At 47.9% G+C, this 12,209-nt stretch carries 14 protein-coding genes; 12 read left to right on the forward strand and 2 right to left on the reverse strand.

What is annotated here, in order from left to right; all coding sequences use genetic code 11:
• Positions 1 to 6 precede the first annotated feature (6 nt).
• Positions 7 to 1,710, forward strand: a complete 1,704-nt coding sequence (locus ACAN55_RS11760; protein ID WP_379132481.1) for a DUF6382 and FHA domain-containing protein — start codon at positions 7 to 9, stop codon at positions 1,708 to 1,710.
• Positions 1,711 to 1,713: 3 nt separating this feature from the next.
• Here the strand turns inward: ACAN55_RS11760 and ACAN55_RS11765 are convergent, their stop codons facing one another.
• Complete coding sequence (locus tag ACAN55_RS11765) at positions 1,714 to 2,616, reverse strand: TIGR01777 family oxidoreductase (protein WP_379132484.1); 903 nt, start codon at positions 2,614 to 2,616, stop codon at positions 1,714 to 1,716.
• 36 nt (positions 2,617 to 2,652) lie between these two features.
• Entirely contained in the window at positions 2,653 to 3,117 is a 465-nt protein-coding gene (locus ACAN55_RS11770; protein WP_379132486.1) for a DUF2621 domain-containing protein, read from the reverse strand.
• A 169-nt stretch (positions 3,118 to 3,286) separates the two neighbouring features.
• Between ACAN55_RS11770 and ACAN55_RS11775 the strand changes: the two genes are divergently transcribed.
• From ACAN55_RS11775 to ACAN55_RS11825, 11 genes are all read left to right on the forward strand, one after another.
• Entirely contained in the window at positions 3,287 to 4,396 is a 1,110-nt protein-coding gene (locus tag ACAN55_RS11775) for a deoxyribonuclease IV (RefSeq protein WP_379132489.1), read from the forward strand.
• Between the two features lie 68 nt (positions 4,397 to 4,464).
• On the forward strand, positions 4,465 to 5,361 hold the full coding sequence (purU, locus tag ACAN55_RS11780; RefSeq protein ID WP_379132491.1) for a formyltetrahydrofolate deformylase: 897 nt from the start codon (positions 4,465 to 4,467) through the stop codon (positions 5,359 to 5,361).
• Positions 5,362 to 5,580: 219 nt separating this feature from the next.
• A complete protein-coding gene (locus ACAN55_RS11785; protein WP_379132493.1) occupies positions 5,581 to 6,351 on the forward strand; it encodes a CpaB family protein in 771 nt (256 codons plus the stop codon).
• A 12-nt stretch (positions 6,352 to 6,363) separates the two neighbouring features.
• Positions 6,364 to 7,428 (forward strand): CpaE/TadZ family protein, encoded by a 1,065-nt coding sequence (locus ACAN55_RS11790; RefSeq protein ID WP_379132496.1) that lies wholly within the window; start codon positions 6,364 to 6,366, stop codon positions 7,426 to 7,428.
• 20 nt (positions 7,429 to 7,448) lie between these two features.
• The gene (locus ACAN55_RS11795) at positions 7,449 to 8,930 is read left to right on the forward strand and encodes an ATPase, T2SS/T4P/T4SS family (protein WP_379132499.1); all 1,482 of its coding nucleotides are present in this window, start codon (positions 7,449 to 7,451) and stop codon (positions 8,928 to 8,930) included.
• A gap of 12 nt (positions 8,931 to 8,942) precedes the next feature.
• Complete coding sequence (locus ACAN55_RS11800; RefSeq protein ID WP_379132502.1) at positions 8,943 to 9,992, forward strand: hypothetical protein; 1,050 nt, start codon at positions 8,943 to 8,945, stop codon at positions 9,990 to 9,992.
• Positions 9,993 to 10,003: 11 nt separating this feature from the next.
• Complete coding sequence (locus ACAN55_RS11805) at positions 10,004 to 10,873, forward strand: hypothetical protein (RefSeq protein WP_379132504.1); 870 nt, start codon at positions 10,004 to 10,006, stop codon at positions 10,871 to 10,873.
• 58 nt (positions 10,874 to 10,931) lie between these two features.
• A complete protein-coding gene (locus ACAN55_RS11810) occupies positions 10,932 to 11,147 on the forward strand; it encodes a hypothetical protein (RefSeq protein ID WP_379132507.1) in 216 nt (71 codons plus the stop codon).
• Positions 11,144 to 11,287 carry a hypothetical protein gene (locus ACAN55_RS11815; RefSeq protein WP_379132509.1) on the forward strand — a complete coding sequence of 48 codons (144 nt, stop codon included), beginning with the start codon at positions 11,144 to 11,146 and terminating at the stop codon, positions 11,285 to 11,287. Before ACAN55_RS11810 ends, ACAN55_RS11815 begins: the two co-directional genes overlap by 4 nt.
• Positions 11,288 to 11,300: 13 nt before the next feature.
• Complete coding sequence (locus ACAN55_RS11820; protein ID WP_379132512.1) at positions 11,301 to 11,681, forward strand: hypothetical protein; 381 nt, start codon at positions 11,301 to 11,303, stop codon at positions 11,679 to 11,681.
• A 21-nt stretch (positions 11,682 to 11,702) separates the two neighbouring features.
• Entirely contained in the window at positions 11,703 to 12,206 is a 504-nt protein-coding gene (locus ACAN55_RS11825) for a hypothetical protein (RefSeq protein ID WP_379132514.1), read from the forward strand.
• Positions 12,207 to 12,209: the final 3 nt, after the last annotated feature.

Genomic DNA, 12,209 nt, shown 5'->3' on the forward strand with positions numbered 1-12,209 from the left:
GGAATTTTGTTCGGATTAACCTGTGATTTTGTCCAGCGGGATGGGTTGTACATGGTTTTTGATGAGCCAGGGGGCTTGCCCTCCGGCAGGCTTAACAGAATACAGCTACGAATGATCTCTGCTGTGAACATTCCTCATCATTTGCGGCTCTATCTAAAAGAAATTGATTTGATGGTTACACTTGAATATGCGGTCTCCGGTAAAAAAAGGCTTTCTAATCTCCTGAAAAGTGAAAAGCTTAGTATGGACACCTTGTTTGGGTTATTGCTGCAAATTGCACAGGGGATAGAGGAAGGCAAACTGCATATGCTTCAGCCGGAGCAATACGCACTTCATGAGGATTATATTTTTATCGATGGGTCCTTGCAGTATGGCAAAGTTTTTTTGACGTATATCCCACTTGAGGGTGTGGCTTCTTCTGTCAAGCCGGGTGAAAGCTTAAAGTCACTAATCATGGCGCTGATGGCCTCGGTTACGGAGCTCAAGGGAGACGGAGTCCAGAGACTGTTGTACTACTGTTCGGAAGAAAGCTTCTCATCAACGGGGCTTAAGGAGTTGCTTGCCGAACTCCTTACGGGGAGTGGGGGCTTCAATAAAGCTACGGATGAGGAGAGAACGCCATATGCAATAGCTGTACCGTTGATGGAGCAATCGATGGTTACTCCTTATAAGTCAGAGCCAAACAGGGAGCAGCAACCTACTGTGCCGTATAAACGCAGTATGCTACCTGTTCAGTTAGAGGATAAGGAATCATTCCCGCTTTGGATGAACGGATATTCCGGCCTTCGAAATGAACAAAATGCCGATGAGAGCACTAAGGAAGAGGTTGACCCGACCGTCCAATCTTCGAGTATGAAGACTTATGTTGCACTGGCATGTCTACTGGGTGATGCACTACTATGGAAATTTATTTATTTGAATCATCCGCAGCAGATCACTTTGATTCTATGTGCAGCAATTACTGCCAGTTCCGCTATTCTGGTCCTTTTGATTTGGAAAGGAGTGATAGGGTTGGGGAGTGGCAAGTCTGCACAGAACAAGGGACTGGGAGATATTGGCCTGAAAGAGGAAGGGAAGGCGGATATTACCCGTACCGGAAGTAAGCGTATTGCAGCCGAAACAGGGATGTCTATGTCAACCGGGGCAGCAAAAATAGATTACTCGACTGCGGACACTGTCCGGAATTATCTCAGTTTGGTCAGCAATAGTGCTGATCCAGTAGATAAGCGGATTTCCACGCCCGCAGTATCCGCAGCAGACTTCCGATCGGGTATACCTGAGCCATTAGAGGAGAAGAGCAGAGGGTCAGACAGAACTCCGGTACCTGTTGCACCGACAGCGCTGCTCGTTCGGGAGGAGCCTTCATTGGCTAAGGGGCAGGTCGGTATTCATCAGCAGGAACCTACTCCTTATCTGGAGAGAAGCGGAGAAGGTGCAGCGGGAAATTCAGAGAAAATCGAATTGAATCGTTCCAGCTTTATTATTGGACGATCCGAAGAGGTGGCGCAGTATATTGAGCAATCGGAGGGTGTGTCCAGGGTCCATGCGGAAATATCGAAAGGTAAGGAAGGATATATCCTCAAGGATCTGGACTCGCGAAACGGGACCCTATTGAAGGGAGAACCTATGGTGCCTTATAAGGAATACCTGCTGGAGGACGGGGATGTCTTCACTATCGTGAAAGGAAATTATATCTTTCGTTCAGCATGAATTTTATTCTGATTTTAATTGTTCCAAAGCTCTCTGAAGTTCAGAATAGGCGAATGTAAATCCATGCTCCAGCGCCTTGTCAGGAAGTACGCGTTGTCCTTTAAGTAGAATCTCAGACAGTTCTCCAAGCACGGCTCTCATAGCAAAAGAAGGCAGTGGCAGCCAGTGAGGCCGATGGTATACTTTTCCGATCATTCTGCCGAATTCTTCATTGGTAACGGGTGACGGAGCTGTAGCATTCACCGGGCCTGATACCTCTGGACTAGCAATACAGAAGTCGATTAAGGCGATGATATCATCAAGGTGAATCCAGGACAGCCATTGCTTGCCGCTGCCGATATTGCCGCCAATACCCAGCAGATAAGGGAGTTTCATTTTGGGGAAAGCACCACTTTTGTTGCCCAATACAACACCTGTACGCAGTTTGACGAGACGCACATTCTTGTATGCATGGTCGGCGGCGTCTTCCCACTCTTTCACAACCGAAGAAGGGAAGTCCATGACACGGGCCGGAGAAGATTCATCAAAGGTATCTGTGAGAGATGTGCCGTATATGGCAACCGCGGAGGATTGGATGACAACGGGCGGTTTCTCTTTTAAGGATTTCAAGAACTCGGCTGCTGCGGCAACGGTTACAAGTCTGGAATTCATAATGGCTTTTTTTCCGGATGCTGACCACCGTTGACTCAAGGAAGAGCCTGCAAGATTAACTAGGGCATCACAGCCTTCAGCCTGAGCAGGATTTGTTTTAAGAATGTCCCAGGTGGAGTATTGCAGCTTGGGGTGGTTGTTCTTGGAGACAGGAATAGTTCTGCCGATGATGAGCACTTCATGACCGGCATGCAACCAGTATTCAGTTAAGCTCCTGCCGATAAAACCTGATCCTCCGCATATAGCATATTTCAAGGTATGACTCCTCCTTGGGGATGGCTATTAAGACATTTACTTCAATAAATGACGGTAAGGGGAATAGTCAATCCCGTTCTTCTCCAGAAAGCTGACCAGAAACCGGCTGTCGCGTCTTGGCGTGGCAGCAATATATCCTTTAATGCAGTGATCACGTGTGACTTCCGGTGCATGGCTCTCTACGGCGATTTTTCCGATTTCGGCTGCGATGGAATGCTTGGCGATATCCCGAAAGGGTCCGGGAACAGGCTGGACAAGCTGGTCAAGAAAAGCTTTGGACTCATTACTCCATAACGGTCTGCTACGCTCTACCCAGTAATTTTGCCAGTCGAGCTTGGATTTACCGTCTGCCTTGGGGAGCACCTTGAGGAATTTGCGGAACATGAAGTAACCGCCGATGCACATGGAGCCCAGAAGTAAAAAGGTCCAGAAAGCGATAGAGTTCATAAACCAGTTGCTTGGTGAGACGGATAACCAGGTGAATCCTATTCTGATGTACATGCTCATTTCACCTCGGCAATGATTATTGTCACAACTTCTCTTTGGCTTAAATTATACTTCATTTCCAAAGTTTTGCGAAGCTAAAAAGAGGTGCCGGGGACTTGCCTAGATTTATTTTCTTAATCACGATAGAATAAGGTTTAATTCGTGAAGGAAAGAGGGAAGTCGCATGCTGAAAATAGGCTCTCATGTGTCCTGCTCGCCTCAAGGTTTATTGAGCGCGGCCAATGAAGCGAACGAGTACGGCTCCAGTTCATTTATGATATATACCGGAGCGCCGCAGAATACACGCCGCAAGCCGATTGAAGAGTTATATCCTCTGGAAGGCCGGGCTGCTATGGAGGCAAACGGTGTCGAGGAGATCGTTGTCCATGCACCTTATATTATTAACTTGGGTTCTTATAAGGAAAGTACGTATCAGTTAGCAGTTGATTTCCTTAAAGAGGAGATTCGCCGGACACATGCCTTTGGAGTTAAGCATATTGTGCTGCACCCTGGCGCGTTTACGGACAAGGATGCTGAATACGGTATTCAGCGTATTGCAGATGGACTAAATGAAGTGCTCGGCGGTACGAACGAAACGGAAGTGCATATTGCGTTGGAGACCATGGCTGGTAAAGGAACGGAGATGGGCCGCAGCTTCGAGGAAATTGCCTCGATGATTGAAAAGGTCGTACATAATGAACGGCTGTCCATCTGTCTTGATACATGCCATATTCATGATGCGGGTTATGATATTGTCAATGATCTGGATGGAGTGTTGGAGCATTTCGACCGGACGATCGGATTGAACCGGATCGGTGTTGTTCATATCAATGACAGCAAGAATCCGTGCGGCGCTGCCAAAGACCGCCATACTCCGATAGGCTCCGGCTGGATTGGCTTCGAGGCCATCAACCGGATAGTTCATCATCCGGCTTTGGCTGGACGGCCCTTCATTCTGGAGACCCCTTGGATCGGAAAAGATGCCAAAAACCAGCGTCCAATGTACGAGGTGGAGATCGCCTTGCTTCGCGGGAATGTAGCTGAGCGCTTTGGACCGGAGTTTCTAGCTGATGTTCAGGAGCTGCGAACCTTCTTCGAAGCACTCGAGATTGATCGGCGCCAATATGTTCTGGATGTATGGACTGTGCTTAAGAACGATGCCAAAGCGAAGAAGGCAGATCCTCGCGAGCCGCTGGAACGTCTGTATGACTACGTAGCGGAATCCGCGATGTTCCCGAACCTCAGCGAGGAAGCTATTAATCAACGGCTGATCGCCTGGCTGGCAGGACAATAAGCGGTTATACTGCGCTTTGCTAGACGCTGTATCTTGACATAGGCCGACGAGAGGATGGAATTCAGAACATGGAATTGCACGTGAAAAGAGAACATTCTACTGGTGGTCTGTACCCTAACCGCGCCCGGATGCTTATCTCATGCCCGGACGGACCGGGAATTGTTGCCACCGTATCGCATTTTCTGTACCAGCATGGAGCCAACATCGTTCAGTCGGACCAATATACGATGGACCCTGAAGGCGGAATGTTTTTTATGCGAGTCGAATTCGACCTGCCTCAGCTTGAACTGCGTATCGAAGAAATACGATCTGAGTTCAGCGAAGTGGCTGAAAGGTTCAAGATGGACTGGCAAATCTTCAATGTAAGTCATAAGAAGAAGCTGGCGATCTTCGTGTCGAAGGAGGATCATTGTCTGGTGGAGCTGCTCTGGCAGTGGCAAGCCGGTGATCTGGATGCCGAAATCGCTCTTGTAGTAAGTAACCATCTGGATATGAAAGAGTATGTGGAATCCTTCGGCATTCCTTATCACCATATCCCGGTTACTGCGGATACAAAGGCAGAGGCGGAACAGCGGCAGCTTGAAGTGATCGGCAGCGATATCGATGTCATTATATTAGCTCGGTATATGCAGATTATTTCTCCATCCTTTATCGAGTACTACCGCCACCGGATCATTAACATCCACCATTCTTTTCTTCCAGCATTTGTTGGCGGGAAACCGTATGCCCAGGCTTATCAGCGCGGGGTGAAGATTATCGGCGCCACCGCCCATTATGTCACCGAGGAGCTGGATGGTGGTCCCATCATTGAGCAGGACGTGCAGCGTGTCAGCCACAGTGACGATGTGACGGAGCTGAAGCGTATCGGCAGAACGATTGAGCGTGTTGTGCTGGCGAGAGCCGTGAAATGGCATATCGAGGACCGTATTCTGGTCCATCAGAATAAAACAGTAGTCTTCAACTAAATCTCTACGGACAACTACGGTGAGAAGATGATCTTAACTAAGACATTCTCACCGGGGTTGCCATCACCTCAGAACTTCTAACTTCGACAAACCTCTCATAATCCCATACTCTTTAATCTCAGGTAAAAAAGCATTTTACCAGCATTTTGGATGAACAGGCCAAAGTGCGTTTTGTTGTGCCTAAAATCGAAAAATTAAGCTTTTAAAGGAGGCGGCAGATTGTCTTTTCAGCGAAAATCCCTGCTAAAACGTAATTATTTCTTTGCTTTTTTAATTCTGATCACCGGCTTCGGCGGATTACTAGGCTATGACCTTTACTTTAAGCCTTATGTCCTGTCTCAAACGGTAGTGAAGATCAAGGTTGCCGATGGGCAACTGCTGCCCAAGAATCACGAATTACAACCCGGGGATCTCTATCTGGATTCCGTTCAGAGCAAGGACATCCCGGCGGAGGCTATCACCAGAATCTCACAGGTTGAGCATAAGGTAACGAATGTTAATCTATCGAACGGTAGTATTTTGACAGAATCCCTTGTGGATGTAAGTGATTTGGAGCCTTCAGATGATGAGGGGATCTTCCCAATCCCTAAAGAAGCTATCTATGGAATCAACGGATCGCTGCGCAGCAGAGATAGGGTTGATATTTATCTGGTCGAAGGAGAACAAAGAGGTAACGCCAGTGAGCGTCAGGGCAGCATAACTGACAATGACAACTCCTTGGATTCTAGTGATTCTGCAAATCTGCAGGGGGCATCTGGTTCGCGCAATCCGGTGATATCGACCGCATTTCTATCCGGGATAACAGTCAATTATGTACGCACAGAGGATAACAATGATGTTCTCGATTCGGAGTCAGGCAATAACAACAATCGATTTACTTCTACCGGTAAGGTTGCTTCTCCTGAGCTAAAGCTGAGAAAGAGCGACGGGCAGCAGCTTAAGCAATACCTGGAACAGGGCTTCAAGCTCTGGATTGTGCGAGTCGAATAAGGAGGTTTTACATTGAAAATATTCAGTCTGGGCTTGGATCAGTTGAGTGTAAATGATATCAAAAATGCCGGATATCCTGTAATCACACAAACTTTACTGCCAGAACCTGAGCAGATGGACGGCCAGCTGCTTATCGTTACAAGTGATCAAATCCCTGTGCAGGAGCTCGCCAGCCTCCGCTCACGATTTGCGAACACGACAATATTGTATCTGTATTTACGGAAAGGGGTCGGGGGTTACCATGCTGTACATATGAGTTGTGAACGGCTCGGCATTTACTTTCTCCCTCCCCGTTCGACTTCCTTATCCATAATCGAGAAGCTGCAATTTATTCTGGTAGAGGACGGACAGGAAAGGACCAATCTCATCGGATTCTTCGGGTCCGGTCCTGGCATCGGCTGCACCAGCACGGCTAAGCTGTTCGCGAAACGAATTGCCTCTGCCGGGCAACGTGTAATCTTACTTGGTCTGGATGTATATGATCCCGGTTATGACCGATTGGCTGCAGTAAGCCTGGACCGGCTGCGCCCGAGGATGACGGGTAAAATGCTCCATGCTGAAGATTTTGCCGGATTCATTAAGCAGGACGGATATCTATACCTGCCTGGCAACTATGACTATTTAAGTGCACAGGAATACCAGGAGGACGAGATCCAATACTTGCTGGCCCGGGCAGCAGAACATGCGGATGTGGTGGTTGCTGATTTTGGCTCGATTCCTGAAAGTGCCGCTTGGTACGTAGGAATGCAACAATCAGCAGTGCGAATGCTTATTACTCACCCGAAACATGAATATCGGCTGGAGCCGCTGATGGAGCTGGCTGGCCAGCTGGACCTGCATCCGCATGATTTTTCTTTCATTATCAATCGCAGCAATGTGGAGGAGATACTTTCTCCCAAAAACCTGGCTCTGCGCTTTGGCAGCGAAATATTACTAGAGCTTCCCTATTATCCGCCTTTTCAGGAAAGTTTACCTCTTGGCAAAAAAGAGCTTCAACTACTGGATGACAAAATTCAATCTCTGCTGGTTGCTTTGGGACTGGCCCCTGAAACCAGAAAGAAAGGCATGTTTCTATGAATAGACTCCAAGCCCCACTAATGAGAGGAAATATTGCAGCGGCCAATGGCTTGGTAGAGGAGAATGAGTCTTCACCCATTCCTTTATTCTCGCTTAAACAGAGTCTGCTGCGGCATAGTAAGCCTGGTAAAGAGGAGTTCAAACTCTTTTTGCAGCAGATGAAGAGTGATATGAATGCCGGACTTGAGCGGGAAGATGATAATTATTTTGAACTGAATGCGAAGGCGCTGGTTGGTGAACCCCGGGCGGTCGGCTATTTTATGAATCAAATCGAGAGATATTTGCGGAAGAATCCATACACCGGCAAGGTCCCGGAAGCTTATCATACGATTGCTGAGGCGCTTTTTCATGAGTGGAAAGGATTTGGTCCGGCTTACCGCTGGTTTACAGACCGTGCTTTTAGCGAATCCACAGGGCTGCAGATTATTGGGCGGCAGATTTTCTATAACCATCAAGGAAGATTCGTTGCTTATCCCTATGAGATGCCGTCACTGGACCGGGTCGAGCAGCTAAAACGTTCTCTTTTGAAAAGTGACCATAATAAAAAGCTGAATAAGGACAACCCCTCCGTAGAATTCAAAATGGATGATCCGCTGTGGCCCGGACGCTTCATTCGCTTGGCTATTTGGGTCTCTCCCCGGGTGTGGGATGGTTTCACGACAATCTCCCTGCGGCGCCAGGTTGTGGAGTTTCTGGATCTGGAGGATCAGGCAGGTACAGGGTGTATTCCTCCGGAGGCCGTGGAGATGATCCGGGCGTTATCGGGGACATTCCGCAATACGGTGATCGCAGGTGCAGTCGGATCGGGAAAAACAACCTTTGCCAATACCATTGTCGGGGAGCAGCTTCTCGGTTCGACCTCATGCATGGGTGTGGTGATGATTGAGAAGCATCCGGAATCGATTTTGCCGTATCAGATTAAGGGCCACCGGATTATTCCGATTCAAGCTGCCAATGAAGAATTGATGGAGGTTGGTGTGGAGTCGCTGCGCCATGATCCGAACATTCTCTATATGACCGAAATGCGTTACAACGAATGGGAATTCTATTTATGGAGTGGAGAAAAAGGATATGACGGTATTACCGGCACCTTTCATACAGTGGATGCTGAAGACATTCCCTATCAGGGCGCTTTCGCGGTATCAACAAGGGTAGGTGGTAGTCTAAAAGGCCATCTGATCTCTGCGCTGAAGGCCTGTGAACTGGTATTTATTCTGGAAAGTGTGCAGGAAGGAAAGAAGCGGCTGACGCGAATCTCCGAGGTTTTTTATGACGACGCACGTAATTCAGTGTTTGCGAATGATCTTATGCGCTGGGATGAGGAGAAGTCAGGATGGACTTATAATGATCAATTGACGGAGGGACTGCAGCTCAAAATGAACAAGAAAAACGCTGCGGCCTACGGACACTTTTGTAAGGAAATCGAGAGGCTTGCCAGATTGAAGCCGTTGGGGAATCCATTGAAGGAAAGCTTGAAATCACGGATTGTCCTTAATGAATAAGGAGGTGAAGAATTGGAGTTGATGCTATATATCACGCGGTTTGCACTGCATTTATTGATTATAGGCGGGCTTTGGATGCTGGTTCAGCCGCTGATCGAGCGGGGTCTGCGTCATTTTGGGCAAAAGCTTGATTTCAGATTCAATCGGGGTATGCGTGTCTTCGGCAACAAGGTCAGTAACGTCAATAATGGCTCTTGGCTGTACCGGCACCTCGACAACCTTCTCTATTTCGTACATCGGAAATATGAGCCGGGCATCAGCGTTATGCAATTTACACTGCGGACCCTGATCCTGTTTGCAGCCATTTTTCTATCGGGGATGTTGACCTTGCGTGAGCTTCCGGGTCATCTGGCGTTCCATAATCCCTTTCTGGAGGGGGTGAATCTGAATGAAAGTTCAGCTTCTGCGCAGTCATGGCACTTTCCCTTATTCGTTGCAATTGTTTCAGCGACCATTCCCTATTTTCGTATGAGATATGTCTACGCGCAGCGGAAGGTCAAAGGCAGCTATGACTTGCTTGATGTCATTAAAATCTCTGCGAAATTCACTCATTTGCCGGTGGACGAGCTATTGCTCAAAACGGCTGATTTTCTGGCAACAGATAATGTCTTGAAAATACCGCTCCGTCTGCTAGGGGCCGCCTTCGGAAATTATAGCAATGAGCAAGAACTGCAAAGAGAAGCCGGACGTTTCTCGCGGGCGATAGGCACTACCTTTTCCGTTGAGTTCGTTTCAGATCTGCTGTACTCGGAGAAGGAAGGCACCCTGTACTTAAAAAACTCATTGCTTATGCTCAACCGCTCGATGGAGCAGCAAAGAGAGACGATTTTGACGGTAAAGGCGGTTAGCAGGGATGCGATTAGTCTCGGGCTATACGGTAACCTTGTGGTGCTGATTTCTTCGGTAGGGACCTTTATCTATATGCTGAAGCCGGATGTGTACTTTAAGCTGCAATTTCAGACGTCCATCGGATTATCCTTTTTGGCAGTTATTCTGTCAGGTCTATTTGTTTCTTTTGTTATCAGTACGATTCTTGCAAGACCTAAGCTGGATTACCATTAAGGAGGTGAATGATGGATAGGTTATTGTTGTTAATCGCGGTTGGCGGTGTTGTGTATCTGGCCCTGCTCGTATTTATCAGCAGCAGTACCCGGCAGGAGCGTTATCTTCTGCGGTTGGGGTTCAGGTGGGGCAGCCTTGGAAACCGTCCAGGGAATGAACGGCTGCAGCAGCTGCTCATCCAATGCGGATTGTCCATTTCTGCCCGGAAGGTCACGATGTTCCGTTATCTCGCGGCATTGCTCTATTTCACATTGCAGGCAGCAGGCGCATACCTCAGGCGAGATCATCTTTCCGGATATGACGTCCTAATCAGCGGGCTTATTCTTGTAGTCAGCAGTCCATCCCGGTTTCTGCCCTTTGGGTGGGTGCTGGCATGGCTCCATCAGAAATCAAAGATTGAAAAAGATGGCGAGCTGATCTCCTTCATCCGGCTATATGAGAATAACCGCCTGCGGAGGCACGGGTACATGCAATTTGGTGCTTTTTGCGCAGGGACTGCCGGGCATTTTCAGTTTATTCGCCAGGATCTGTATGAGCTATCGGAACGGTCTGTGGATGAGGGAACGGAGAGGGCTATTGAATGGTTTTGCGGAAGGTTTCCGGATAACCATGTGTTTATCAATGATATCCGCTCGATTCTACTCGCTACCGAAGGAATGGACGATGATACGGAAGCGGCCCGCTATTTGCGTGAGCAAGGCAAGATCATCTCCAAAATCTCAAGTGACCAATACTTGAAAAAATGGTCTTTTATCGGGGATCTCTCCACGATCATCAATGTCATTCCATCGATAGCCACTTTTCTGATGATTGTCTCACTGGCGATGCAGTACATCATGCTTATTAAGGGGAATTTTAATGGAATTGCTCTATTTCAATAAAATAATGTCATATTCAAGAATTCTATAAAAATATAAAATGAAAAGGGAGATATTAACAATGAAAAGAGACGCTATTTCTACAGGGTTGTTTATCGCTATTGGATTCCTTTGTGTTGCGATTGTCATCGCTATTCTGATTCCGGTGGTCAGGGATGTTATTGGTGATGCGGATGATAACAGACCAGATATCCCGGCAGCATACCATACTCTGCCTAGCGGGAATGGTCACCCGGCACTTCTGGTATCAGACGGGATTCAAGGAGAAGCGGCATGAAGAAGGATTCCATCTCGGTTGCTATGTTTCTAGCCATCGGTTTTGTCATCGCGGGTATTTTCATTTCAGCAGCAACCCATATCATCGGCAGCAGTCAGGACGATATTATTACCCACACGAAACAAATCGAGCAGTACTAGAGGGGGACATCCATTGAAAGCGACGGTTCTCCGGGCATTGTTCATGTGGCTTGTGCTTTTTATTATTTTGCAGCCAATCTTCACCTATATTGATTATCTGCTGGACCTTCAGGTCAAGGCCAACACCTCCTATATCACGCAAAAAGCGGCTACGGAGGGGATGGTCACGGCTTCCATGCGGAATGAAGTGATTGCTAATCTGCAGGCTATCGGGTTTTCCGGCTCTTCCATTGAAATTACCAGCGGCAGTGAACTCGTGCAGGAGCGAAAAACCCGGATAGACGTCTACATTAAGGCGCCGAGAGTGAACATGTTCCCGTACAATTTTTCAGGGGAGTCACAGCCCGCACATTACTACGGTCATGGAGTCATTATGAGTGAATATCTCGATTGATTAAGGGATGAGCCTAAACCAATGGATTACATTATAAAGTTAGCTTTTGTGCTGCTTGTTTTTATTTATTCCTGGTTTTTTCAGGTCCAGAATCAGGAATGGGACGTCGTCCGTAGCCTGCTGAAGGATGCTAACAACATCGCCGTACATGATGCGGCTTTGGAGGTGGATGAGCAGGCGTTGTCTGAAGGCCAGTTTCTTATTGATTCCGCAGAGGCCTATACCACTTTTTTGGAATCGCTGCAGCTGAATTTGGGGCTGGATGCCGGACTTTCTCCTCTACCCGGAAGCAGGCTTCACCAGCAAGTCAGGATTGTGAAATTCACGGTGTTGGATGAATCTGCAGGCTATACGTTTCCTATGCTCTATGAAGACAGCGACTATGGGATCGTTAAATATGTGAAAGGGCCATCGGTCGTCGCTGTTATCGAGACGGCACATCCGGTGCTGGTTGCCCGGAGCAAGGTGCAGGAACCCATCCGGGTTCCGGCCATTCAGGAGAATCTTATACGGTATTATCCTTAGGGT

Source organism: Paenibacillus oryziterrae, from assembly GCF_042610485.1.
Classification (GTDB): domain Bacteria; phylum Bacillota; class Bacilli; order Paenibacillales; family Paenibacillaceae; genus Paenibacillus_AQ.